Genomic DNA, 25081 nt, shown 5'->3' with positions numbered 1-25081 from the left:
GCTGGAGTCGCTCCACATCGACGGACCGCCGATCGCGCAGTAGCGTCGAACAGGTGAACGCAGTTCCAGACGCTCTTCCCCGCACCGCCGGGGCCCTGCGCGCGGCCGGGTACGAGCCGCGGCCCATCGCGCAAGAGATCCACGACAACCTGCTGACCGCCCTCAAAACCGGCGAAGACGCCTGGCCCGGCATCGTCGGGTTCTCCCGCACCGTGCTGCCGCAGCTCGAACGCGCGCTGCTGGCCGGGCACGACGTCGTCCTGCTCGGCGAACGCGGTCAGGGCAAGACCCGCCTGCTCCGCACCCTCGCCGGCCTCCTGGACGAGTGGACGCCCGTCATCGAGGGCTCCGAGCTGGGCGAACACCCGCTCCAGCCGATCACGCCCGCGTCGATCCGGCGGGCCGCCGAGCTCGGCGACGAGCTGCCGGTCGCCTGGCGGCACCGCTCCGAGCGCTACACCGAGAAGCTGGCCACGCCGGACACCTCCGTCGGCGACCTGATCGGCGACGTCGACCCGGTGAAGGTCGCCGAAGGCCGCAGCCTGGGCGACCCCGAGACCATCCACTTCGGCCTGGTCCCGCGCGCCCACCGCGGCATCGTCGCCATCAACGAGCTGCCCGACCTCGCCGAGCGCATCCAGGTCGCCCTCCTCAACGTGATGGAGGAGCGCGACATCCAGGTCCGCGGCTACACGCTGCGGCTGCCCCTGGACGTCCTGCTCGTCGCCACCGCGAACCCCGAGGACTACACCAACCGCGGCCGGATCATCACCCCGCTGAAGGACCGCTTCGGCGCCGAGATCCGCACGCACTACCCCTTGGACGTCGAGTCGGAGGTGGCCGTCGTCCGGCAGGAAGCGAACCTCGTTGCCGAAGTCGGCGAGCCGCTGCTGGAGGTCATCGCCCGGTTCGTCCGGAACCTCCGCGAATCGCCGGTCATCGACCAGCGCTCCGGCGTGTCGGCGCGGTTCGCCGTCGCCGCGGCGGAAACCGTCGCGGCCGCGGCCCTGCGGCGTTCGGCGCTGACCGGGGAAGAGCCCGCGGTGGCCCGCCCGGTCGACCTCGACGCCGTCCCGTCGGTGCTGCGCGGCAAGATCGAGTTCGAGCCCGGCGAAGAGGGCCGCGAGATCGAGCACCTCGTGCACCTGCTGCGCCGCGCGGTCGCCGAGACCGCCCGCGAACGGTTCGCCGGCCTGGACCTGCGGCCGCTCGCCGACGCCGTCGCCGAGGGACACCTCGTCGCCACCGGCGAGCGCGTGCCGGGCAAGGACGTCCTCGAAGCCCTGCCGGAACTCCCGGTGCTGCACGAGGTCGCCCGGCGCGCCGGCGTCGGAGCCGACGAACCCGCCGGCCGGATCGCGGCCGCCGTCGAACTCGCCCTCGAATCGCTGTTCCTGGCCCGGCGGCTCGCCAAGGACTCCGACGACGCGACGACCGTCTACGGCCGATGACCGCGGTCCCGCTTCCCGACGGCTACTCCTACGGCCCGTGGCACGACGGGCCGGACCCGCTCGCGCCGCCGGCCGACCTGCGGGACGCGCTCGACGAGATCGGCCGCGAAGTCATGGCCGGGTCGTCGCCGCGGTCCGCGCTGGAGGAACTGCTCCGGCGCGGTACCGAGCGCACGTCGGGCCTGGACGAGCTGACCCGGCGCCTGTGGCAGCGCCGATCGCAGATCCAGCGCCGCAACAACCTCGACGGCACCCTCCAGGAGGTCCAGCGCCTGCTGCAGGAGGCCCTGGAAGCCGAACGCCGGGAGCTGTTCCCGGACCCGGACGACGAAGCGCGTTTCCGCGAGGCGCAGCTCGACGCGCTGCCGCCCGGCACGGCCGCGGCCGTCAACGAGCTTTCCGAGTACGACTGGCGCTCCGAGCAGGGCCGGGAGAACTACCGGCAGATCCGGGATCTCCTCGGCCAGGAGCTGATGGAGTCGCGCTTCCAGGGCATGAAGCAGGCGCTGCAGAACGCCGGGCCCGAGGACGTCGAGCGGATCAACGAGATGCTCTCCGACCTCAACGACCTCCTGGCCGCGCACGCCCAGGGCGCCGAGGACATCCAGGAGCGCTTCGAGGATTTCATGGGGAAGCACGGGGAGTTCTTCCCGGAGAACCCGCGAAACGTCGAAGAGCTCATCGACGCGCTCGCCGAGCGGTCCGCGGCCGCGCAGCGGATGCTCAACTCGATGTCGGCCGAGCAGCGGGCCGAGCTCGCCGAGCTGACCCAGCAGGCGTTCGGCGACCCGCGGCTGGCGCAGCAGCTGTCCCAGCTGGACAGTCAGCTGCGGGCCGCGCGCCCGGGTGAAGACTGGACGGGCTCGGAGCGCTTCCGCGGCAAGAACCCGCTGGGCATGGGCGAAGGCGCGCAGGCGATGGCGGACCTCGCCGAGCTGGACGCGCTGGCCGAGCAGCTCGGCCAGTCCTACCCCGGGGCGCGCCTGGAGGACATCGACCTCGAGGCCCTCGAACGCCAGCTGGGCAAGGACGCCGGTGTCGACGCGCGGCGGCTGTCCGAACTGGAGCGTGAGCTGCGCCGCCAAGGCCTGTTCGAACGGGCCGCCGACGGGACGCTCCGGCTGTCGCCCAAGGCGTTGCGGCGCCTGGGCGAGACGGCGCTGTCGGACATCGTGAACGCGCTGCGCGGCAAGACCGGCGACCGCGAGACCGAGTCGGCGGGCGCGGCCGGCGAGCCGACCGGCGCGTCGCGGCCGTGGCGCTTCGGGGACATGCAGCCCTGGGACGTGCCGCGGACGATCCGCAACGCCGTGCTGCGGTCGGTGTCGGTGGGGGAGAGCTCGGTCCGGCTGGACGTCGAGGACGTCGAAGTGGTCGAGACCGAGCACCGCTCGCGGGCGGCGGTGGCGCTGCTGGTCGACACGTCGTGGTCGATGGTGCAGGAAGGCCGCTGGCTGCCGATGAAGCGCACCGCGCTCGCGCTGCACCAGCTGATCAGCACGCGGTTCCGCAACGACGCGCTGCAGCTGATCACCTTCGGGCGCCACGCGATGTCCGTCGAGCTGCCGGAGCTGATCGGCCTGGAGGGCGCGTGGGAGCAGGGCACCAACGCCCACCACGCGCTGCTGCTGGCCGGGCAGCACCTGCGCCGCCACCCGGACGCCCAGCCGGTGGTCCTGATGGTCACCGACGGCGAGCCGACCGCCCACCTGGAACCGGACGGCGAAGCGGTCTTCGACTACCCGCCCCAGCCGCGCACCCTCCACAAGACACTGTCCGAAGTGGACAGGCTGGCGAAGCTGGGCGCGTCGGTGACGGTGTTCCGCCTCGGCGACGACCCGCGGCTGACGGCGTTCGTGGACGTCATCGCCCGGCGTTCGGGCGGCCGGGTGGTCGCCCCGGACCTCGACGGCCTGGGCGCCGCGGTGGTCGGCGACTACCTGCGCACCCGGCGGCGCTGAGCCCGGCTCAGGCCGCCCGGTCCAGCGACCGGGCGGCCCGGGCGGTGTCGGGGTGCCCGGCGGGCAGGTAGGCCTCGTGGTCGGCGAGCACTTCCAGGCCGAGGGTCTTCGCCTGCGTGAACGCCCCCGCGTCGGCGAGCAGTTCGACCGAGTGCCGCCGCAGCCGCAGGATCCGGCTCAGCCGCGGCTCGGCCTCGGCCGAGGGCAGGGCGCGGAAGTGCCGCCACAGCGCGGCCGCGTGGTCGGCGAGGTCCGCGGCGGGCGCCACGACGTCGAACGCCCGGTCCAAAGCTTGGGCCAGCCGCTCCTCGGCGTGCAGCCGGCCCAGCACCGCGCGCTGCGTCAGCCGGTGCATCACGACGACCTCGCCGCTGAGGTCGGACTCCGCGAGGGCCGCCTCCGTGAGACCGGCGAGAGCCGCGTCGACCGCCACCGGGTCCGGTCCCGCGCGGTGCAGGAGCGCGCGCCGCACGCCCCACGGCGCGAGCACGGCGAGCAGTTCGGCGAGCGCCAGTGCCCGGCTGTCGCGCGCCGCCACCGCGCGCAGGGCGGCGAGGGTGGTGTCTTCGACGCGGGGCGGGTGGTCCTCGCCCGGTTCCCGCTCCAACGGCGCGGCGTGCGGTAGCTCGTCGAGGTAGGTGGCGAACGGCTGCCGGCGGATCACCCCGCCGGCCTGGGCCAGCGCGAGGGGCAGGCAGCCCAGTTCCCGGGCGACGTCCGCCGCGGCGGGGCCGGGTTCCCGCCCGGAGCGCGCCTGGAGGAAGCCGACGGCTTCGGCTTCGTCGAAGCCGCTCACCGGCAGGGTGCCGCCGAGGACCTCGAAGTCCGGCACGGTCGTCGTGACCAGCACCCGGGCGCGGGCGGGCAGCCACCGGTTGAGCGCGTCCGGGTCGGTCGCGCCGTCGAAGACGACGACGGCGTCGTCGAGGTCGTCGAGCCACGCCAGACCCGCGCGGGCGGCGGCTTCGGCGTCGGCCGGGGCGGGATGCCGGGCGAGCGCGGCGTAAGCCCGTGCGGTGTTCGCCGGGTCCTGGGCCGCCACCCAGACGACGGGCCCGCGGCAGGCGCGGACGTAGGCCCCGGCGAGGTGGGTCTTGCCCACGCCGCCCCCGCCGAGCAGGACGCAGAACCGGCCCTCGCCGAACTTCTCCTCGATCCTGGCCAGGAGCGCGGGGCGGGACACGGCGGAAAGGGGCTCGCGGGGCACCGCACCCAGCACCGGCCGGGGCCGGGCACCGCGTCGCCGCCGGAGCGCGAACGCCATGACGAGCGCGATCAGCACGACCGCGCCACCCACCACGACCTCGGCTTTCATCGAGCCAGGCTAACCGCGCTCGCCGCCGCGCGGCGGCTACGGAAGGGTGACGCTTGACCCTCACGCCGCGTGAGGCACCACCGTGATCACCGCAAGGGCCACACGGCCGGAGAGGAGAAGGGGAACCGATGGGGCATCCCGTGGGCAAGGTCGCCGCGCTGGCCGGGGTCACCGTCCGGACGCTGCACCACTACGACGAGATCGGCCTGCTCAGCCCGAGCGGGCGGACGAGCTCGGGGTACCGCAGCTACGACGACGAGGATCTCGACCGGCTGCAGCGCATCCTGTTCTACCGGGAGCTCGGGTTCCCCCTCGAGACGATCGCGACCCTCGTCGACGACCCGGGCACCGACGCCGGCGCGCACCTGAAGAGGCAGCGGGAGCTGCTGGTGGCGCGCATCGGCGAGCTCGGGCGGATGGTCGCGGCCGTCGATCGCGCGATGGAGGCGAGAGCCATGGGCAACGCACTGACGCCCGAGGAGAAGTTCGAAGTGTTCGGCGGGTTCCGGGAGCCGGACGGCTACGCGGAAGAGGCCGCGCGGCGCTGGGGCGGCACGCCCGAGTGGCAGGGCGCGGCGACACCGTCCAAGGAGGACCTGGCGGCCGGGGAAGCGGCGCGCCGGGACTGGGTGCGCCGGCTCACCGCACTGCGCGAAGCGGGCGGCGCGCCGGACGGCACCGAGGCGGCCGACCTCGCCGAAGAGCACCGGGCGATGCTCGCCCGCGTCATGGGGGAGTGCTCGTACGAGACGCAGCGGCGCATCGGCGAGCTGTACGTCACCGAACCGGTGCAGCTCGGGTTCCTGGTCCGGGAGGATGAGCAGCGGCCGGGCGTCGGCGAGTTCGTCCGCGACGCCATCGTGGCGAACATCGCACGCCGGCAGTAACCGCTGCTCCACGTGGGGGAGGAGTCCCACCGGGCGGGAGGGTGGCGGAGCGAACGCTTACAGTCGAGGGTATGCAGACTTGGTCATCGGTCGACGTGCCCCGCATCCCCGGCACCCCCCGCCCGCTGCGGCTCCACGACACGGCCACCGGGCAGATCCGCCCGACCGCCCCCGGCGCCACGGCCCGGATGTACGTCTGCGGCATCACGCCCTACGACGCGACGCATCTGGGGCACGCCGCGACGTACCTGGCCTTCGACCTGGTGAACCGCATCTGGCGGGACAACGGGCACGACGTCCACTACGTGCAGAACGTGACGGACATCGACGAGCCGCTGCTCGAGCGAGCCCAGCGCGACCAGGACGACTGGGTCGTGCTGGGCATGCGCGAGACGGCGCTGTTCCGCGAGGACATGGTGGCCCTGCGTGTACTGCCGCCGAAGCAGTTCGTCGGCGCGGTGGAAAGCATCCCGGAGATCGTCGAGGTCATCGCGAAGCTGCTCGCCAACGGTGCCGCCTACCGCGCGGACGACCCGGAGTTCCCGGACGTCTACTTCGACCACACCGCGACCGGCAAGTTCGGCTACGAGTCGAACTACGACGAGCCGACCATGACGAAGTTCTTCGCCGAGCGCGGCGGTGACCCCGACCGCACCGGCAAGCGCCACCCGCTGGACGCGCTGCTGTGGCGCGTGGCCCGCGAGGGCGAGCCGTCGTGGGAGTCGGAACTGGGCGCGGGCCGCCCGGGCTGGCACATCGAGTGCAGCGCGATCGCGGTCAACCGGCTGGGCCTCGGGTTCGACCTCCAGGGCGGCGGCTCGGACCTCATCTTCCCGCACCACGAGTACAGCGCCGCGCACGCCGAGGCCGTCGCCAAGGACGGCCAGTTCGCCCGCCACTACGTGCACGCCGGGATGATCGGCCTCGACGGCGAGAAGATGTCGAAGTCGCGCGGGAACCTGGTGTTCGTCTCCCGGCTGCGGGCCGACCAGGTCGGCCCGGGCGCGATCCGGCTGGCCCTGTTCGCCGGCCACTACCGCGCCGACCGCGCCTGGACGGCCGACCTGCTGACCGAGGCGGAGACGCGCCTGGCCCGCTGGCGCGAGGCCGTCTCGCTGGCCACCGGACCGTCCGCAGAGGACACGATCACCCGCCTGCGCGACCACCTGTCCGACGACCTCGACACACCGAAGGCCCTGGCGGCGATCGACGCGTGGGCGAGCGAAGCCCTGCGTCGCGACGGCACGGACCCCGCGGCCCCCGGCCTGATCCGCATCGCCGTCGACGCCCTCCTCGGCATCACCCTCTGACCATCAAGGGCCGCACTTTCACGTGAAAGTGCGGCCCTTGGTGAGTGTATAACGGCCTATACTGCGGCGGGCTGGCCGGCGGCCAGCTCCAGGTGGTCGCCCGCCCAGTCACGGCGCAACCATCGATCGTGGGAGGCGATGACGACCGCGCCCGGCGCCGTTTCGAGGGCCTGGAACAGTTCTTCCGCCAGGGTCAGCGAAATGTGGTTCGTCGGCTCGTCCAGCAGGAGCACGTCCGGCGGTTCGGCCAGCAGCACCGCCAGCGCCAGCCGCCGGCGCTGACCCACCGAAAGCGCGCCCACCGGCTGCCGCAGATCCCGCGACGCCAGCAGGCCGAGGTGGCTCAACGGCGGCGCGTCCTCGCCGAGCGCGTCCCGGTACACCCGGGCCGCGGTCCGGTCCGGGTCGGTGAACACGACGTCCTGCTCCAGCAGGCCGACGCGCACGCCGCGTCCGAAGTGGACGGTTCCGGACGCCGGGGCGAGCCGCCCGGCCAGCACCGAAAGCAGCGTCGACTTCCCGGCGCCGTTCCCGCCGGTGACGAGCAACCGGGCCGAACCGTCGATGTCGAGCCGCGGCAACCGAAGGCGCCCCGGCACCTCCAGGGACCGCACCGAGATCGCCGGTCCGTCGCCGGTCGCGTGCCCGGTGAGCTCGGCCCGGAACCGCAGGGGCGCCGGGGGTTTGCGCACCTGGTCGCGTTCGAGGTGCTCGAGCCGCTGCTCGGCGTCGCGCACCCGCCGCGAGATCGTCTTCTGGACGCGGGCGCCCTTGAAGTGGTGGATGAACTTGTCGTTGTCGCGCGGGCCGCGGCCGTAGGCGACGTTGCGCGCGGTGACCGCGACGGTCTCCCGCAGCTCCTTCAACTCCTCCTGTTCTTCGGCGAAGCGCTGTTCCCAGCGCGCCCGCTCGGCCTTCTTGTGCCCGAGGTAGTCCGAATAGCTGCCGCCGTACCGGACCGCCCCGCCGGCCTGGCGGTCGGCCGCGGCCGGGTCCAGGTCGACGATGTCGGTGCAGACGGCGTCGAGGAACACCCGGTCGTGTGACGACAGCACGACGATCCCGGTCAGCTCGGTGAGGTGGCGTTCCAGGAAGTCCATCGCGGCGTCGTCGAGGTGGTTGGTCGGCTCGTCCAGCAGCAGGGTTTCCGGCCGCCGGACCAGGAGCGCGGCCAGCCCCAGCCGGGATCGCTGACCACCCGAAAGTGTGCCGAGCGGCCGATCGGGCTCGACGCCGCCGAGGCCGAGCCCGTCGCAGACGAGCTTCGCGCGGCGGTCGGCGTCCCAGAGGTCGTGGGCCTGGGCCCATTCCAGGACGCGGCCGTACTCGTCGAGGACGGACGGATCGTCGGGCCGGTCGGTCATCGCCGCGGTCAGCTCGTCGAGCCGGGCGGCGGCCGCGCGGATCTCGGCGAGCGCGTCGTCCAGGACGTCGGCGAAGGTCGCCTCGAGCGAAAACGGCAGCTCCTGCAGCAGGAACCCGACGTCCGGGCCGCGGCGGACCTCGCCGGAGCGGGGTTCTTCGAGCCCGGCGAGCAGCCGCAGCAGCGTGGACTTGCCGCTGCCGTTCTCGCCGACCAGGCCGAGCCGCTGCCCCGCCGACGCGGTCAGCGTGACGCCGTCGAGGACGACGCGGGTGCCGTAGCCGAAGACGACGTCCTTGGCCTGCAGAGGAAAGAGAGTGGACATGTGCGATCACCGGGCCCGGATGAGAAGAAGCGGAAATCCCGCCGGGCGTCGTGGCACGCGGGAGCGTCATGCTCGACCGGGTGCCGCCTCGGAAGCGAGATGGGCGCGGTTCAGTTCCTCATAGTGGAACCAGATTAACGCAACATCCGTAGAGTTAGTCAACTCGTTATGGCCTGGGTCACATCCGGCAGGTTGTGGGACGCCTCTTCCGCGGCGGCGGTGCCGTCGGTGAGGAAGCCGACGAGGGCGGTCAGCTGCCGGCGGTCCAGTCGCGCCAGCCGCTCGCCGACGAACCGGGCCATCGGCGCGTACAGCTCGGCGAGCTCGGCCATCCGGTCGGGCAGCGGCCGGACGACGAGCCGGCGCCGGTCCGCCGGATCCGGGGCGCGCTCGGCGAGCCGGTGCCGCTCCATCCGGTCGAGCAGCCGGGTGAAGGCCCCCGTCGAGATCCCGAGCAGCCGGGCGAGCTCGGACGGCGAGTCGCTGACCCCGCCGTGGAGCAGGTGCAGGCAGTGCAGCTCGGTGGGGGTGACGGCCATCCGCTCGGCGACCGCGGCGTGGAAGAGCGCGGTCGAACCCACGAAGCGGGGGAGGGCGAGGGCGGCGGCGGTGGCGAGTTCGCGCTGGTCGGGCAACGTCCATCCAAGTCGGGTGACAGTGCAGTCACTGCCCTGCGCAGTGACTGCCCCGCGAACGATAGCGGAGCCGCTTGACAAACCCGCAGGCGGGACCAACTATGAAAGAGTACTTTCGAAATGACTCTTTCAGATAGGACGACCGATGGCCGAGCTGCCGCCGCGCAAGCGGATCGAGGACGTCGAGCTGCTGCGCGCGCTGTCGCACCCGCTGCGGTCGGCGCTCCTGAACCACCTGACCGCCGTCGGCCCGCGCACCGCGAGCGAGTGCGCCGAGGCGGTCGGTTCGACTGCGTCGAACTGCAGCTGGCACCTGCGCCAGCTCGCGCAGTACGGCCTGGTCGAGCGGGCCGACGCCGAGGACGGCCGCGAGCGGCCGTGGCGGGCCCGCCAGGTCGGGCTGGAGATGGGGGAGCTGGCCGACGACCCGGCGCACCGGGCGGCCCAGCTCGGCATGGTGGGCGCGACCCTGGGCCACGAGCAGGAGCTGACCCAGCGGTACCTCGACTCGCTCGACGGACTCGACCCCGCCTGGCGCGCGGCGTCCGGGCTGATCACGTACGCGCTGCGCGTCACGCCGGAGGAGCTGACCCGGCTGACCGACGCGATCGACGCCCTGGTCCGGCCCTACGTCGGGGCCATCCGGACCGACGCGCCGGCGGGTGCCCACCCGGTGCACGTGGGCCTGCGGGCGTTCCCGCGCATCGAGCACTCGGGAAAGGCGGAGGAATGAAGCAGCTGCTGGGGGTGCCGGCGTTCGCGCGGTTGTGGGTGGCCGCGTTCTTCGGCGAGACGGCCGAGTGGATGCTGCAGGTGGCGTTGCCGGTGTACGTCTTCCAGCGCACCGGCTCCGCCGCGACGACGGCGCTGAGCATCGTGCTCGGCCTGGTGCCCGCCGTGTTGCTGAGCCCGGTCGCCGGGGTGGTGGCCGACCGCTGGAACCGGCGGGCGGTGCTGTTCGGCGTCTGCTGCGGGCTGGCCGTCGTCGCGGTGCCGCTGCTCGCTTCGCCCGGGGTGACCGTCGTGTACGCCGTGATGGCCGGGCAGGCGGCACTGGCGTCGGTGTTCGAACCGGCCCGCAACGCGCTGGTGCCCGAGCTCGTCGGCGTCGAAGAAGTGACCGGGGCGAACGGGCTGATGAGCGTGAACGGCAGCGTCGCCCGGCTGGCCGGCGGCTGGGCGGGCGGTGCGCTGCTCGGGCTCGGCGGGCTCGCGCCCGTCGTCACCGGTCACCTGGCGGTGCTGGCGGTGGCGGTGGCGCTGCTGGCCAAGCCGTTCCGCCGGGTGAGCGCACCCGCGCCGGCCGCCGCGCGCGAACCGGTGGTGCGGGCCTGGCTCGACGGTCTGCGCGAGCTCACGCACAACCGCCGCCTGTGGCGCACCGGGCTCGCGGTCGCGTGCACCTCCCTGGCGCAGGGCATGTTCCTGGTGCTGTTCGTGGTGTACGTCCTGGACGTGCTGGGTGGCAGCGAGGCCGAAGTGGGCCTGCTGCGCGGTGTGCAGGCGATCGGCGGGCTGGCGGCCGGCTTCGCGCTGGCCACGGTGGCGCGGCGGGTGGCGCCGGCGGTGCTGCTCGGCTGGGGTTCGGTCGCGCTGGGCCTGGTGTCGGCGGTGATCTGGAACCTGTGGCTGGTGACGACGGCGCTCGGGCTGTACGTGGGGCTGTTCGTCCTGGTCGGCGCGCCGGGCGTGGCCGCCGGCGCGGGGGTGCTGTCGGAGATCCAGAGCGCGGTGGCGCCGGAGCGGGCGGGCCGGGTGCTGAGCACGGCGTTCGCCGCGATCGCGACGTTCACGACGGTGGGGGCGCTGCTCGCGGGCACGCTGGTCGCGACGACGGGACCGGCGGTGCTGCTGAACATCCAGGCCGGGGTGTACGTGCTGGCGGGAGTGCTGATGCTCCTCCGGCGTGGCCGGCCGGCCGTCGAAGTACCCGCGGCGACGGCGGCCCGGGCGGCCTGAGGTGCCCGGGTTCGTGCGGAAATCACCGGGATCCGCAGGTTTCGCGGAGATCCCGCGATCCCGGTGGTTACGGTGGAGGGGTGCCGCACCTCTTCGCCACCAGCGACCTCCACGTGACCCACGAGGGCAACGGCCCGATCCTCGACGACGTCGTCCCGGAGGGCCCCGGTGACTGGCTGCTCGTCGCCGGGGACGTCGCCGAGCGGGCCGAGGCCACCATCGGGACCCTGAAGACCCTGCGCGAGCGGTTCGCGAAAGTCATCTGGGTGCCGGGCAACCACGAGCTGTGGACCACGAAGAACGACGAGTGCCAGCTCCGCGGTCAGGCGCGCTACGAGTACCTCGTCGAGCAGTGCCGCGCGATCGACGTGCTCACGCCCGAAGACGAGTTTCCGGTGTGGCATCAGGGCGGGCGGCCGCTCACCATCGCGCCGCTCTTCCTGCTCTACGACTACAGCTGGCGGACCCCGGAGGCGGAGGGCAAGCCGCTGGAGGAGGCCCTGAGCCAGGCGCGGGCGGCCGGGGTGGTCTGCACGGACGAGTACTTCCTGCACCCGGACCCGTACCCGAGCCGGCAGGCCTGGTGCGCGGACCGGCTCAAGATCAGCACCGAGCGCCTCGACGCGATCCCCGAAGACCACAGCACCATCCTGATGTCGCACTGGCCGCTGCACCGCCACCCGACGGCACCGCTGTACTGGCCGGAGTTCGCGTTGTGGTGCGGCACCACGAAGACCGAGGACTGGCACCTCCGCTACCGCGCGGAGATCGCGGTCTACGGCCACCTGCACATCCCGCGCACGACCGAGGCCGACGGCGTGCGGTTCGAAGAGGTGTCGCTGGGCTACCCGCGCGAGTGGCGGAAGCGGGCCCGGGGCGCGGTGCCGATGCGCCGCATCCTGTGGCCGTCATGACTCGGCGCGCCGCCGCTCCCTGAGCGCGCGTACGCGGCCCCGGCTGGCGCAGGCGGGGGAGGGACACCAGCGGCGTCGCCCGCCCGGGTCGGTGAACACACCCCGACAGTCCTGCTCCGGGCACGCGCGCAGGTCGGCGCGCAGCGGGCCGGTGAGCCAGTCGGCCGCCTGGTGCGCGAGCCGGGCGAACGCGGCGTCCGCGGTCGGCGGGGCGCTGCGGTGCAGCCGGTCCAGGGCGGCGAGGTGCACCGGTTCGGTTTCGAGGAATCCCGTCAGCGCGCTCACCTGGCCGGCCGTCGGCGGGATCCCGTCGACCGCGCCCAGCGCCAGCTCGCGCAGCACCTCCCGGAGCCGGTGGGCCGTGCGCAGGTCGGCGGGCGTGACCAGCGCGAGCGGCGTCAGCTCGACGCGGGCCAGCCAGTCGTGCAGCCGCGCAGGCGTCGGGATCCGCTCGACCGGCCGCGGCCCGAAGTGGCGGCCGCGGGTGGCGAGCAGGTTCAGCCAGGGTGCCCCCAGGTCGAGGCGGAAGTCTTCGGACACCTCGCCATCGTAACGGTTGAGGCGTTACACTCGCGCTCGTGACCGGTGAACCCGAGGTCCGCACGGTGCTGGGGGACATCGACCCGGCCGAACTCGGCGTGACCGACTCGCAGGACCACCTCTTCTTCGCTTCGAAACTGCTGCCCGGCCAGGAGCTGGACGACTCGACGGCGGCGACGGAACTGCTCCTCGCCTTCAAGCTGGCGGGCGGCGCGGCGCTCGTCCAGTGGACGCCGTACGGTCTCGGCCGCCGGACCCGGGAGCTGGCCTGGATGTCCGAAGAGCTCGGCGTCCACGTCGTCGCGGCCACCGGGCTGCACCGCGCCGAGCACTACGCGCCGCCCGTGCTCGGCCGGGTCGTCGACGACCTGGTCCGCGTCTTCGTCGCCGACCTGACCGAAGGCACCCAGCCCGCCGACCTGCCCGACGAGCCGCGGACCGGCCCGCGTGCCGGGCTGGTCAAGGTGGCCGGCGCGTTCCACACGATCGACGCGCACGCCCGGCTCACGCTGACCGCCGCCGCGGTCGCGCACCAGGAGACCGGCGCGCCGATCGCCGTGCACCTGGAGCTCGGCACCGCGGCCCTCGAAGTGGCCGAGCTGCTCTGCGAGAAGCTCGAGGTGCCGCCCGACCGGGTGATTCTCGGGCATCTCAACCGCAACCCGGACTTGCGTTCGCTGCGGGAGATCGCCGACGTGGGGACATTCCTCGGCTTCGACGGCCCGTCCCGGGCCAACCACGCCACCGACTGGCGGCTCTTCGACGGGCTCGAAGCACTCGTCGACGCGGGCCACGGCGGGCGGATCCTGCTGGGCGGCGACACCACGACCGCCGCCGCCCGCCACCAGCCGGGCGCCCCGTACCTGCTCACGACGCTGGCACCGCGGCTGACGAAGCTGCTCGGCGGCGACGTCGTCACCGCCATGCTGGTGGCGAACCCCGCGCGGGCGTTCGCCACCAGCTGGCTCGAGTAACCGTCAGCGCAGGCCGAAGCCTTCCTGTCCGCCGCCTCGGCCGCGGCGGCGCAGGTAGCGCTCGAACTCGGCGGCGATCTTGTCGCCGCTGACGTCCTGCTCCGCGACCTCGGTCTGCGCGTCACCGCGCTCCTCGAGGCTGCGGACGTACTCGCTGATCTCCTCGTCCTCGTCGGCCATCTCGCTGACCGTGCGCTGCCACTCCTCGGACTGCTCGGGCAGCGCGCCCAGCGGGATCTCGACGTCGAGGATGTCCTCCAGCTTGTGCAGCAGCGCCAGCGTCGCCTTCGGGGACGGCGGGTGCGACACGTAGTGCGGCACCGCGGCCCAGATCGACACGGCCGGGATGCCCGCCTGCACGCAGTAGTCCTGCAGGATCCCGACGATGCCGGTCGGGCCCTGGTAGTTGTTCATCTCGAGCCCGTAGAGCGACGCGGTGTCCTTGTCGTACGCCGTCCCGGTGACCGGGACCGGCCGGGTGTGCGCGGTGTCGGCGAGCAGCGCGCCGAGCGTCACGACGGTCGCGATGTCCAGCTGCTTGATGTGCTCCAGCAGCTCGGCGCAGAAGGCGCGCCAGCGCATGTTCGGCTCGGGGCCCTGCACGAGCACCACGTCGCGGTCGAACCCGTCCGGGCGGCACACCGACAGCGTTGTCGTCGGCCAGTCCACCCGTCGAGTGACGCCGTCCACCATCCGGACGGTCGGGCGGCTGACCTGGAAGTCGTAGTAGTCGTCGGGCTCCAGTTCGGCCAGGGGCGTGGCGTCCCAGTTCAGCTGCAGGTGCTCGACCGCCCGGCTGGCCGCGTCACCTGCGTCGTTCCAGCCTTCGAAGGCGACCACCATCAGCGGCCGGGAGGGTTCGGTGCGGTCGCCGGGCGGCCGCGGGGTCTCGTCGACGGGCTCACTCACCAACCCAGCCTACGACCACCGGCCTTACCCTGTTCAGCATGTCCGACCGGGTGTCGTCGCCGTTCCTCGAAGCGCTTCGCTCGCGCGTGCTGGTGGCCGACGGGGCGATGGGCACCGCGCTGCAGGCCCACGACCTGAGCCTGGCCGACTTCGCCGGTCTCGAAGGTTGCAACGAGATCCTCAACGTCACCCGGCCGGACGTGGTCCGTTCGGTCCACCGGGGCTACCTCGAGGCGGGCGCGGACGCCGTCGAGACCAACACTTTCGGGGCCAATTTCGCCAACTTCGCCGAGTACGACATCACCGGCCGGATCTTCGAGCTGGCCGAAGCCGGTGCGCGGCTGGCCCGGGAGACCGCCGACGAGTTCGCGACGCCGGAGCGCCCGCGGTTCGTGCTCGGCTCGGCCGGCCCCGGCACGAAGCTGCCGACGCTCGGCCACGCGCCGTTCACCACGCTGCGGGACGCCTACCAGGAAGAAGTCCGCGGTCTGCTGGCCGGCGGCGTCGACGCCGTGATCGTCGAGACCACCCAGGACATCCTCCAGACCAAGGCGTCGATCATCGGCGCGAAACGGGCGATGGCCGCCGAGGGCCGGCCCGTGCCGATCCTCGCTTCGATCACCGTCGAAACGACCGGGACGATGCTGCTCGGCACCGAGGTCGGGGCCGCACTGGCCGCCCTGGAGCCGCTCGGCATCGACGACATCGGGCTGAACTGCGCGACCGGGCCGGCCGAGATGAGCGAGCACCTGCGGCAGCTGGCCAAGCACGCCCGGATACCGCTGTCGGTCATGCCGAACGCGGGGCTGCCGGAGCTGGGCCCGGCCGGCGCCGTGTACCCGCTCGGGCCGGAGGCGCTGGTCGAAGCGCTCACCGGGTTCGTGCGCGAGTTCGGCGTCGGCCTGGTCGGCGGCTGCTGCGGCACCACCGACGAGCACATCCGGCAGCTCGCGGCCGCCGTGGCGGAGACGGCTCCGGTGCCGCGGCGGCCGCGCCCCGAGCCCGGCGTGTCGTCGCTGTACCAGGCGGTGCCGTTCAAACAGGACGCCAGCGTGCTGATGATCGGCGAGCGGACCAACGCCAACGGCTCCAAGGCGTTCCGCACCGCGATGCTCGAGGGCCGCTGGGACGACTGCGTGGAGATCGCCCGCGAACAGACCCGCGACGGCGCCCACCTCCTGGATCTGTGTGTCGACTACGTCGGCCGCGATGGCACCGCGGACATGGCCGAGCTGGCCGGGCGCCTGGCCACCGCCTCCACCCTGCCGATCATGCTCGACTCCACCGAGGTCCCGGTGCTGCGGGCCGGCCTGCAACGCCTCGGCGGCCGCTGCGCGGTCAACTCCGTCAACTACGAAGACGGCGACGGCCCCGAGTCCCGCTTCACCCAGGTCATGGAACTGGTGAGCGAGTACGGCGCCGCCGTCGTCGCCCTGACCATCGACGAAGAGGGCCAGGCGCGCACGGCGCGGAAGAAGGCCGACATCGCGTCCCGGCTGATCGCGGACATCACCGGGAAGTGGGGGCTGCGGACGTCGGACATCATCATCGACGCGCTCACCTTCACCATCGCCACCGGCCAGGAGGAGTCTCGCCGCGACGGCATCGAGACGATCGAGGCGATCCGCGACATCAAGCGGCGCCACCCCGAGGTCCAGACCACGCTCGGCCTGTCGAACATCTCCTTCGGCCTCAACCCGGCCGCGCGGCAGGTCCTGAACTCCGTGTTCCTGCACGAGTGCGTGCAGGCCGGGCTCGACACCGCCATCGTGCACGCGTCGAAGATCCTGCCGATGGCGCGCATCCCGGACGACCAGCGCGCGGTCGCCCTCGACCTCGTGTACGACCGCCGCCGCGAAGGCTACGACCCGCTGCAGGAGCTGATGGTCCTGTTCGAGGGGGTGAGCGCGGCCTCGTCGAAGGCCTCGCGGGCCGAAGAGCTGGCCGCGCTGCCGCTGTTCGAACGCCTCGAACGCCGGATCGTCGACGGCGAGCGCACCGGCCTCACCGACGACCTCGACGCGGCCCTCGAGCAGCGGCCCGCCCTGCAGATCATCAACGACACGCTGCTCTCGGGCATGAAGACCGTCGGCGAGCTGTTCGGGTCCGGGCAGATGCAGCTGCCGTTCGTGCTGCAGTCCGCCGAAGTGATGAAGGCCGCCGTCGCCCACCTCGAGCCGCACATGGAGAAGGAGGACGACGCCGGCAAGGGCCGGATCGTGCTGGCCACCGTCCGCGGCGACGTGCACGACATCGGCAAGAACCTCGTCGACATCATCCTGTCCAACAACGGCTACGAGGTGGTCAACCTCGGCATCAAGCAGCCGATCACGGCCATCTTGGAGGCCGCCGGCGAGCACGGCGCCGACGCGATCGGGATGTCCGGGCTGCTGGTGAAGTCCACGGTGATCATGAAGGAGAACCTCCAGGAGATGAACTCCCGGGGCGTCTCCGCGCGCTGGCCGGTGCTGCTCGGCGGTGCGGCACTCACCCGCTCTTACGTCGAGAGCGACCTGAGCGAGCTCTACTCCGGCGACGTCCGCTACGCGCGGGACGCGTTCGAGGGCCTGCGGCTGATGGACGCGATCATGGCGGCCAAGCGCGGGGAATCGCCGCTGGTGGACGCCGACGCGGAGAAGAAGCGCCGGGAACGCAAGGAACGCCGTGAACGCTCGCTGCGGATCGCCGAGGCACGCAAAGCCCGCAAGGCGGAAGAAGAAGCACTCGACGGGCCGCCGCCCGCGCGCTCGGACGTCGCCACCGACGTCCCGCTCCCGGCGCCGCCGTTCTGGGGCTCGCGCGTGGTCAAGGGGGTCCCGCTCGGCGACTACGCCGCGATGCTCGACGAGCGCGCGACCTTCATGGGGCAGTGGGGCCTCAAGGGCGCCCGCGGCGGCAGCGGGCCGACGTACGACGAACTCCTCGAGTCCGAGGGCCGGCCGCGGCTGCGGTACTGGCTCGACCGGCTGACCGCGGACGGCGTCCTGGCCCACGCGGCCGTCGTCCACGGCTACTTCCCGTGCGTCGCCGAGGGCGACGACCTGGTCGTGCTCACGGAACCCGAACCGGACGCGCCCGAGCGGCTGCGCTTCACCTTCCCGCGCCAGCGCCGCGACCGGCGGCTCTGCCTGGCCGACTTCTACCGCCCCCGGGAGTCGGGTGAGGTGGACGTCGTTCCCTTCACCGTCGTCACCATGGGCGAGCCCATCGCCGACTACGCGAACGAGCTGTTCGCCGCCGACGCCTACCGCGACTACCTCGAGGTGCACGGCCTCGGCGTCCAGCTCACCGAGGCGCTGGCCGAGTACTGGCACTTCCGCATCCGCCAGGAGCTGACCCTGCCGGGCGGTGTGGCGGTCGCCTCAGAGGACCCGGACGACGTCGAGGACTTCTTCAAGCTCGGCTACCGTGGAGCGAGGTTCTCCCTGGGCTACGGCGCCTGTCCCGATCTCGAGGACCGGGCGAAGATCGTCGCGCTCCTCGAGCCGGGCCGCATCGGCGTGAAGCTGTCCGAGGAGTACCAGCTGCACCCCGAGCAGTCGACCGACGCGATCGTCTGCCACCACCCGGAAGCGAAGTACTTCAACACCTGAGGAGACTCCACTGTGGACGGATTGACCGCCGTGCTGTGGGACATGGACGGCACGCTCGTCGATTCCGAGAAGCTGTGGGACATCGCGCTGTACGAGACGGCGGAATGGCTGGGCGGCAAGCTTTCCGAGGAGCAGCGGATGACGCTCGTCGGGTCCAACATGGACGACACCTCGGCGTACCTGCTCGAGGTCGTCGGCCTTCCGGTCAACCCCGAGGCGATCGCTTCGACCGGCGCGGAGATCCGCCGTCGCACGGCCGGGCTGTTCGACGACGAGCTGCCGTGGCGCCCGGGTGCCCGCGAAGCGCTGACGGCGGTGCGCGAGGCGGGGCTGCGTTCGGCACTGGTCACCTCGACCGAGCGGGACCTGACCGAACTCGCGCTGAACACGATCGGGCGGGACTTCTTCGACGTCACGGTCTGCGGCGACGAGGTCGAGGGCCTCAACAAGCCGCACCCGCGCCCGTATCTGAAGGCCGCGGAACTGCTGGGCGTTTCGCCTGAGAGGTGCGTGGCGGTCGAGGACTCCCCGCCGGGCACGGCGTCGGCGGTCGCGGCGGGCTGCACGGTCCTGGTGATCCCCAACGACGTCCCGGTCAAACCGGGGGAGCGGCGCGTGTTCCGCGACTCGCTGGTCGGCATCGACGTGCCGGCGCTGGCGGCCCTGCTCGGCTGAGCACGTCCGTGCCGCATTCCCGCTAGCCCCGGCGCCGGGGGTCCGCGATGCTGGTGGCGTGTACGAGGACTTCGAACGGTGCGTGCGGGCCGTGCAGGCGAAGGACGCCCGGTTCGACGGGTGGTTCTACGGCGCGGTGCTGACGACCGGGATCTACTGCCGGCCCAGCTGCCCGGTGGTGCCGCCCAAGCCGCGGAACATGCGCTTCTACCCGAGCGCCGCGGCCGCGCAGCAGGCCGGGTTCCGCGCCTGCAAGCGCTGCCGCCCCGACGCCAGCCCGGGATCGCCGCTGTGGAACGAACGCGCCGACCTGGTCGCGCGGGCGATGCGGCTGATCGCCGACGGCGTCGTCGACACCGAAGGCGTGCGCGGCCTCGCGGCCCGGCTCGGCTACAGCGTCCGGCAGGTCGAGCGCCAGGTGTTCGCCGAGCTGGGCGCCGGCCCGCTGGCGCTCGCACGCGCCCAGCGCGCGCAGACCGCGCGGACCCTCATCGAGACGACCACCCTGCCCATGACCGAGCTGGCCCTCGCGGCCGGGTTCGGCAGCATCCGGTCCTTCAACGACACCGTCCGCGAGGTCTTCGCGCTCACCCCGACGGAGCTGCGCGGCCGGGCGAAGGGCCGGCCGTCGGCCGGGGCGATCCTGCTGCGGCTGCCCTACCGGAAGCCGTTGTGCCCGGACAACCTGTTCGGCCACCTCGTCGCGACCGGGGTGCCGGGCGTCGAGGAGTGGCGCGACGGCGCCTACCGCCGGACGCTGCGGCTGCCGCACGGCCACGGTGTCGCCGCGCTGCGGCCGGAGAACGGCCACATCGCCTGCCGGCTCGGCCTGACCGACCTGCGGGACCTGCCCGCCGCCACCAGCCGCTGCCGCCGGCTGCTCGACCTCGACGCCGACCCGGTCGCCGTCGACGACCAGCTCGCCACCGACCCGCTGCTCGCGCCGCTGGTCGCAGCCGCGCCGGGCCGCCGGGTCCCGCGCACGGTCGACGGCGCCGAGTTCGCCGTGCGGGCCGTGCTGGGGCAGCAGGTCTCGACGGCGGCGGCGCGCACCCACGCGGCCCGGCTCGTCGTCGCGCACGGCGAGCCGATCGAGGACCCCGAAGGCGGGCTGACCCACCTGTTCCCTGCGCCGGAGGCGTTGGCTTCGCTGGACCCCGAGACGCTCGCCATGCCGCGCAGCCGCCGTCGGACGCTGCTCGCGCTGGTCGCGGCGCTGACCGACGGGCTCGACCTCGGCGCGGGCAGCGACTGGACGGCAACGAGGGCGGCGCTGACCGCGTTGCCCGGGTTCGGGCCGTGGACGGTCGAGAGCATCGCCATGCGTGCCCTCGGCGACCCGGACGCCTTCCTCCCCACCGACCTCGGCATCAAGTACGCCGCCGAACTGCTCGGCCTCGGCGGTCACGCGGGCGTCGTCGCCCGGTCCGAGGCGTGGCGGCCCTGGCGCGCCTACGCCACCCAGCACCTGTGGGCCACCGGGGACCACGCGATCAACCGGATGCCCGCCGCCTGACCGACTGGAGAGCCATGCCTACCCACCTCGTGGTGGACAGCCCCTGCGGCCCGCTGACCCTCGTCGCCGAGGGGGCCGCCCTGCGCGGCCTGTACATGCACCGGCAGCGCCACCGGCCCGCCGACCTGACGTTCGGCGAACGCAGCGCCGGTGCGGAGATCTTCGACCGCACCCGGGCTCAGCTGGAGGAGTACTTCGCCGGCACGCGCCGGGAGTTCGACCTGCCGCTGGCCTTCCACGGCACGCCGTTCCAGCGGGCGGTGTGGACCGCCCTGCTCGACATCCCCTACGGCGAAACCGCCTCCTACGGCGAGCTGGCGCAGCTGCTCGGCAAGCCGTCGGCCGCGCGGGCGGTCGGCCTGGCCAACGGCAAGAACCCGATCTCGATCGTCGTGCCGTGCCACCGGGTCATCGGCTCGACCGGCTCGCTGACCGGGTACGGCGGCGGCCTGGAACGCAAGGAGTACCTCCTCGGCTTCGAGCGCCGGCGTCCCACATCGCGGGAGGCCGCGTCCACGGTCGTGTGAGATCGGCGGCATCCCGACCGGCCCGGGGCAGCGGGGACGGGGCCGGGATGGAAGGATCTGCAGACCGTGAAGACCTTCGATGAGCTGTTCGCGGAGCTTGCCGAGCGCGCGCGTACCCGTCCCGACGGGTCCGGCACCGTCGTCGCCCTCGACGCCGGAGTGCACGCCCAGGGCAAGAAGGTGCTCGAGGAAGCCGGCGAGGTGTGGATCGCCGCCGAGCACGAGTCCGACGAGCGCCTCGCCGAGGAGATCTCCCAGCTGCTGTACCGGCTGCAGGTGCTGATGCTCGGCCGCGGACTGTCGACCGAGGACGTCTACCGCTACCTGTGACGGGGTTCGCGCGGTGCCGGATCGCGCGAAGAACGAGGAGAGAAGCGAAATGCTGCGTGTTGCCGTGCCGAACAAGGGAGCCCTCGCCGCCGCGGCGACGGAGATGCTCGGCGAGGCGGGCTACCGGAAGCGGCATGAGCAGCGCGACCTGACGGTGCTCGACACCGTCAACGAGGTCGAGTTCTTCTTCCTGCGGCCCAAGGACATCGCGATCTACGTCGGCTCCGGTGACCTCGACCTCGGCATCACCGGCCGCGACCTCGCGCTCGACTCCGGTGCCCCGGTCGAAGAGGTCCAGGCACTCGGCTTCGGCGGCTCGACGTTCCGCTACGCCGCCCCCGCGGGCCAGGACTGGAAGCCGGCCGACCTGCAGGGCAAGCGGCTCGCCACGTCGTACCCGCGGCTGGTGCGCGACGACCTCGCGCGCCACGGCGTCGAAGCCGAGGTGATCCGCCTCGACGGCGCGGTCGAAATCTCGATCCAGCTCGGCGTGGCGGACGCGATCGCGGACGTCGTCGAGTCCGGCCGGTCGCTGCGGCAGAACAACCTCGTCGCGTTCGGCGACCCGATCTGCGTGTCGGAAGCGGTGCTGCTGCAGCGCAAGGGCACCGAGCAGAGCAAGCCGAAGAACCAGCTCGCCGCGCGGCTGCGCGGCGTGGTGTTCGCGCAGCAGTACCTGATGCTGGACTACGACTGCCCGCGCACGCTCGTCGACCGCGCCATCGCCATCACGCCGGGCCTGGAGTCGCCGACGGTGGCCCCGCTGGCCGACGACGACTGGGTGGCCGTGCGCGCGATGGTGTCGCGCAAGGACGTCAACCGGGTCATGGACGAACTCGCCGAGGTGGGCGCGAAGGCGATCCTGGCGTCGGACATCCGTTCCTGCCGGCTCTGACCCATACCCGTCGTGAGTGGGAAACAGGGTTCCAACCTGTTTCCCCCTCACGACCGGGCGGGTCAGCGGGGGCGGTGGGGCTTCTTCGGCAGCAGGTCGTAGAGGCCCTTGCGGACGCCGTTGTCGTTCGTGTTGCGGGCCACCGACACCTCGGAGATGAAGTCCTCGAAGACGAACTCTTCGTCGGCCGGGATCACCGCGGGCGCCGAGTTCTGCTCCAGGTAGGTGTCGAGCGTGCCCGCGATCTCGCGGAAGGACAGCGCCTGGAGGGTTTCCGGGGCGTAGGTCGTCACCGGGACGCCGTGCGCGGCCGCCTCGTTCATCACCACGCCCAGCGGCAGGTGCGACAGCATCGGGATGCCGAACTCGTACATCTCCTGCAACGCCGCGGCGGCGTAGTGCGAGATCGGCCGCCGGTAGAGGCTCGGCACCAGGCCGAACCACGACAGCGGCTGGCGTCCGACTGTCTGCTCGACGTACCGCACCTGGTCGGCCAGCAGCCGGAGCGCGCGGATGCTCGTCTTGTCCGGCTGCACCGGGACCAGGATCCCGTGCGAGGCCGCCAGCGCGTTGTTGGTCAGCACGTCCAGCGCCGGCGGGCAGTCGATGACGCAGTGGTCGTAGTTGGCGAACTGGATGACCCGGGCGAGCTGCCAGCCGGGCACGCGGAACGAATCGAGCCGCCGGATCAGGTCGAACATCCCCGGTGACGTCGGGATGACGTCGAGCGCGCCGCCCTTGCCGAGATTGCTGCGCGGGTGCGGGACGACGAGCTGCTCGATCGGCCCCTTCCACGTCTTGGCCAGGGCCTTCGCCAGGGTCGGCGCGTCTCCGCGGACCTCTTCCAGACCGAGCATCTCGGTCGTCGCGTGGCCCTGCGGGTCGAGGTCGACCAGCAGCACCCGCCGGCCCCGCTCGGCCAGCGCGGCCGCGGTGCCGACGCTCAGTGAGGTCTTGCCGACCCCGCCTTTCTGGTTGACCACCGAGGTGATCTGCATGCCGGAGCGCTCCTCATGTCGGTCGTTCCGCGAAGGCTATTGGATGCGGGGCCGTTGTGGGTGGCTATCCGCCCCCGGCCTGTCGCGGTCGCACCATCAGCGCCTGCGCGCCGGTGGCCACCGGGCCGTCGGCATCGTGCAGGATGCTCGTCGCCGTGCCGACGCCGTGCTTGCCGACCAGCGTGACCGCGTCCAGGCCGATCCATTCGCCCGACGGCGGCCGCCGCAGGTGCACCGTCAGCTCCGAGTTGATGAACCACCACTTGCGCGGGTCGAGGTAGTTCGACACGCCGTTGCCGGAGTCGGCGACCGCGAACAGGCGCTGCAGCCCGCTCGGCTCCTCGCCGTCGACCAGCGGGACGCGCTGACGGGCCCAGACGGCCGCCGGGCCGGGCACGTCCATGCCACCGCGGACCGCGCGCCACTCGACCGCGTCGAGGTAGCCGGCCTGCCAGCCTTCGGGCCACGGCGACTCCGTGACGCTGTCCGCCGCGGGCATCAGCGGGCCGCCGTCGGTGGCGACCTCGGCCGTGTCGGACGTCGCGATGCGCCACGCCGAAGCTCGCGCCACTACGCGATCGGCGCTGGCCAGCTCGGCCTGCAGCAGCTCGACCGACCGGCCGGGCCGCTCGATCCGGGCCCGCACGGCGAGCTCGGCGACCGGCGCCGGGCCGAGGATCTCCACGGTCACCCGGGCGAGCTCCGCCGGGTGCGCGGGTTCGACGTTTTCGAGGGCCCGGACCAGCAACGCCGACGGCGGGCCGAAGTGCTGCGAGTCGGACGACCAGGGCCCGGCCGTGTGGGCGGTCGCGGAGAACCGGCCGTCGGCGAGCGGGACGTAGAAGGCGTCGGCCATCAGTCGGCCCGGTCCAGCGGCGTCTCGTCGCCCGCGTCGGGCTCCGGCCAGCCGGGGTAGGCCGGTGGCGTGCCGCCGTACTCGGGGCAGTGCGCCTGGTGGTCGCACCAGTTGCACAGCTTGCTCTTGTTCGCGCGGAAGTCGCCGGTCTTGCCCGCCTTGAGGATGGCCTGCCAGATGGCTTCCAGCGTGCGCTCGAAACGGAGCAGCTCGGCTTCGTCCGGGGTGTAGGCCAGCGACTGGCCGTCGGTGAGGTACATGAGTTTGAGCTGGCGGGGCACGATCCCACGCAGCCGCCACAGCACCACGGCGTAGAACTTCATCTGGAACATCGCCTTGGCTTCGCCGATTTCGCGCGGCGCGGCGCCGGTCTTGTAGTCGACGACCCGGATCTCGCCGGTCGGCGCGACGTCCACCCGGTCGATGTAGCCGCGCAGCAGGACGCCGGAGCCGAGCTCGATCTCGACGTGCAGCTCGCACGCCTCCGGCTCGAGCCGCCGCGGATCCTCCAGCTCGAAGTAGGAGTCCAGCAGCTTTTCCGCCGAGCGCAACCAGTCCGCGTGGTCGTCGGGCTTTTCGCCGTCGAACAGCTCGGTCCACTCCGGACGGTCTTCGGACAGCTCCGCCCACGCCGGGCCGAGCAGCTCCCGTGCCTGGGCGGGCACGCGCTCGGCGGCGGGCAGCGCGAACAGCCGCTCCAGTACCGAGTGGACGAGCGTGCCGCGCAGCTGGGCCTTGGTCGGGACCTCCGGCAGCCGGTCGACCGCGCGGAACCGGTAGAGCAGCGGGCACTGCTTGAAGTCGCTGGCCCTCGACGGCGACAACGCGGGCCGCCGGCGCACCTGCGTGGCGACGGCGGAGGCCGGGGGTTCCGTGCTGGCTGAGACGGTGACGGTGTCGGCGTCGGGCATGGGCAGAGCGTAACGCCGGGGTACGACAGTTCCGGCGACCGCAACGCCCGCCACCCCGGACAGGTCCGGACAACCCCGGTACTCCGACAGCCGAATCGCGTACCCGGCCAGCCCACTCGCGTACCCCAGGAGCCGACCCTCCGGGTACGTGTGTCGGCTGGCTGGCTGGGTGCGGGTGCCGGCCTTCCGGTGCTTGTGGCGGCCGTGGGCGACACCACCGGGACCGGATCACCCGGT

22 protein-coding genes are annotated in these 25081 nt (G+C 72.7%); 14 read left to right on the top strand and 8 right to left on the bottom strand.

Annotated elements, in window-relative coordinates; translation table 11 throughout:
- Positions 1–53: 53 nt before the first annotated feature.
- Both ACZ4TR_RS10350 and ACZ4TR_RS10345 read left to right on the top strand, forming a co-directional pair.
- Entirely contained in the window at positions 54–1451 is a 1398-nt protein-coding gene (locus ACZ4TR_RS10350) for an ATP-binding protein (RefSeq protein WP_465286753.1), read from the top strand.
- Complete coding sequence (locus ACZ4TR_RS10345; protein ID WP_465286752.1) at positions 1448–3412, top strand: hypothetical protein; 1965 nt, start codon at positions 1448–1450, stop codon at positions 3410–3412. Before ACZ4TR_RS10350 ends, ACZ4TR_RS10345 begins: the two co-directional genes overlap by 4 nt.
- 7 nt (positions 3413–3419) lie before the next feature.
- Here ACZ4TR_RS10345 and ACZ4TR_RS10340 read toward each other — a convergent pair whose 3' ends face one another.
- The gene (locus ACZ4TR_RS10340; RefSeq protein WP_465286751.1) at positions 3420–4727 is read right to left on the bottom strand and encodes a hypothetical protein; all 1308 of its coding nucleotides are present in this window, start codon (positions 4725–4727) and stop codon (positions 3420–3422) included.
- A gap of 128 nt (positions 4728–4855) precedes the next feature.
- Here ACZ4TR_RS10340 and ACZ4TR_RS10335 point away from each other — a divergent pair, with 128 nt between their 5' ends.
- Together ACZ4TR_RS10335 and mshC are read left to right on the top strand one after the other, a co-directional pair.
- Positions 4856–5614 (top strand): MerR family transcriptional regulator, encoded by a 759-nt coding sequence (locus ACZ4TR_RS10335; RefSeq protein WP_465286750.1) that lies wholly within the window; start codon positions 4856–4858, stop codon positions 5612–5614.
- Positions 5615–5685: 71 nt separating this feature from the next.
- Positions 5686–6924, top strand: a complete 1239-nt coding sequence (mshC, locus tag ACZ4TR_RS10330) for a cysteine--1-D-myo-inosityl 2-amino-2-deoxy-alpha-D-glucopyranoside ligase (protein WP_465286749.1) — start codon at positions 5686–5688, stop codon at positions 6922–6924.
- Between the two features lie 56 nt (positions 6925–6980).
- Here mshC and ACZ4TR_RS10325 read toward each other — a convergent pair whose 3' ends face one another.
- Both ACZ4TR_RS10325 and ACZ4TR_RS10320 read right to left on the bottom strand, forming a co-directional pair.
- Complete coding sequence (locus ACZ4TR_RS10325) at positions 6981–8612, bottom strand: ABC-F family ATP-binding cassette domain-containing protein (RefSeq protein ID WP_465286748.1); 1632 nt, start codon at positions 8610–8612, stop codon at positions 6981–6983.
- Positions 8613–8770: 158 nt separating this feature from the next.
- Positions 8771–9247 carry a MarR family winged helix-turn-helix transcriptional regulator gene (locus ACZ4TR_RS10320; RefSeq protein WP_364520239.1) on the bottom strand — a complete coding sequence of 159 codons (477 nt, stop codon included), beginning with the start codon at positions 9245–9247 and terminating at the stop codon, positions 8771–8773.
- A gap of 145 nt (positions 9248–9392) precedes the next feature.
- Between ACZ4TR_RS10320 and ACZ4TR_RS10315 the strand changes: the two genes are divergently transcribed.
- From ACZ4TR_RS10315 to ACZ4TR_RS10305, 3 genes are all read left to right on the top strand, one after another.
- Positions 9393–9980, top strand: a complete 588-nt coding sequence (locus ACZ4TR_RS10315) for an ArsR/SmtB family transcription factor (protein ID WP_364520241.1) — start codon at positions 9393–9395, stop codon at positions 9978–9980.
- Positions 9977–11206, top strand: a complete 1230-nt coding sequence (locus ACZ4TR_RS10310) for an MFS transporter (RefSeq protein WP_465286747.1) — start codon at positions 9977–9979, stop codon at positions 11204–11206. Before ACZ4TR_RS10315 ends, ACZ4TR_RS10310 begins: the two co-directional genes overlap by 4 nt.
- Positions 11207–11286: 80 nt before the next feature.
- On the top strand, positions 11287–12120 hold the full coding sequence (locus tag ACZ4TR_RS10305; protein WP_465286746.1) for a metallophosphoesterase family protein: 834 nt from the start codon (positions 11287–11289) through the stop codon (positions 12118–12120).
- Here the strand turns inward: ACZ4TR_RS10305 and ACZ4TR_RS10300 are convergent.
- The gene (locus tag ACZ4TR_RS10300; protein ID WP_465286745.1) at positions 12115–12660 is read right to left on the bottom strand and encodes a CGNR zinc finger domain-containing protein; all 546 of its coding nucleotides are present in this window, start codon (positions 12658–12660) and stop codon (positions 12115–12117) included. The two genes, ACZ4TR_RS10305 and ACZ4TR_RS10300, sit on opposite strands and share 6 nt — an antisense overlap.
- A 38-nt stretch (positions 12661–12698) precedes the next feature.
- Between ACZ4TR_RS10300 and ACZ4TR_RS10295 the strand changes: the two genes are divergently transcribed.
- Entirely contained in the window at positions 12699–13634 is a 936-nt protein-coding gene (locus tag ACZ4TR_RS10295) for a phosphotriesterase family protein (protein ID WP_465286744.1), read from the top strand.
- A gap of 3 nt (positions 13635–13637) precedes the next feature.
- Here ACZ4TR_RS10295 and ACZ4TR_RS10290 read toward each other — a convergent pair whose 3' ends face one another.
- Positions 13638–14543: a PAC2 family protein gene (locus tag ACZ4TR_RS10290; protein WP_285478459.1), complete on the bottom strand. Its 906-nt coding sequence runs from the start codon at positions 14541–14543 to the stop codon at positions 13638–13640.
- Between the two features lie 38 nt (positions 14544–14581).
- On the opposite strand from ACZ4TR_RS10290, the gene metH reads away from it, so the two are divergent.
- The 6 genes from metH to hisG all read left to right on the top strand — a co-directional run bounded on the left by metH (position 14582) and on the right by hisG (position 22079).
- A complete protein-coding gene (gene metH, locus ACZ4TR_RS10285; RefSeq protein WP_465286743.1) occupies positions 14582–18136 on the top strand; it encodes a methionine synthase in 3555 nt (1184 codons plus the stop codon).
- A gap of 42 nt (positions 18137–18178) precedes the next feature.
- On the top strand, positions 18179–18811 hold the full coding sequence (locus tag ACZ4TR_RS10280; protein WP_465287337.1) for an HAD family hydrolase: 633 nt from the start codon (positions 18179–18181) through the stop codon (positions 18809–18811).
- 58 nt (positions 18812–18869) lie between these two features.
- Positions 18870–20327, top strand: coding sequence for an AlkA N-terminal domain-containing protein (locus ACZ4TR_RS10275; RefSeq protein WP_465286742.1), 1458 nt, complete (start codon positions 18870–18872; stop codon positions 20325–20327).
- A gap of 14 nt (positions 20328–20341) precedes the next feature.
- Positions 20342–20854 (top strand): methylated-DNA--[protein]-cysteine S-methyltransferase, encoded by a 513-nt coding sequence (locus ACZ4TR_RS10270; RefSeq protein WP_465286741.1) that lies wholly within the window; start codon positions 20342–20344, stop codon positions 20852–20854.
- A gap of 66 nt (positions 20855–20920) precedes the next feature.
- A complete protein-coding gene (locus tag ACZ4TR_RS10265) occupies positions 20921–21184 on the top strand; it encodes a phosphoribosyl-ATP diphosphatase (RefSeq protein ID WP_155544123.1) in 264 nt (87 codons plus the stop codon).
- A 49-nt stretch (positions 21185–21233) separates the two neighbouring features.
- Complete coding sequence (hisG, locus tag ACZ4TR_RS10260; RefSeq protein WP_364520259.1) at positions 21234–22079, top strand: ATP phosphoribosyltransferase; 846 nt, start codon at positions 21234–21236, stop codon at positions 22077–22079.
- Positions 22080–22141: 62 nt separating this feature from the next.
- Here hisG and ACZ4TR_RS10255 read toward each other — a convergent pair whose 3' ends face one another.
- The 3 genes from ACZ4TR_RS10255 to ACZ4TR_RS10245 form a co-directional block, all read right to left on the bottom strand.
- Entirely contained in the window at positions 22142–23077 is a 936-nt protein-coding gene (locus ACZ4TR_RS10255; RefSeq protein ID WP_364520261.1) for a ParA family protein, read from the bottom strand.
- Positions 23078–23141: 64 nt separating this feature from the next.
- Positions 23142–23933: a thioesterase family protein gene (locus tag ACZ4TR_RS10250; protein ID WP_364520263.1), complete on the bottom strand. Its 792-nt coding sequence runs from the start codon at positions 23931–23933 to the stop codon at positions 23142–23144.
- Positions 23933–24844, bottom strand: a complete 912-nt coding sequence (locus ACZ4TR_RS10245; protein ID WP_364520265.1) for a RecB family exonuclease — start codon at positions 24842–24844, stop codon at positions 23933–23935. Before ACZ4TR_RS10245 ends, ACZ4TR_RS10250 begins: the two co-directional genes overlap by 1 nt.
- Positions 24845–25081 lie beyond the last annotated feature (237 nt).

The organism is Amycolatopsis sp. NPDC028719, assembly GCF_055565395.1.
The sequence above is the reverse complement of the archived record's forward strand: the minus strand, read 5'-3'. Positions and strand labels throughout refer to the sequence as shown.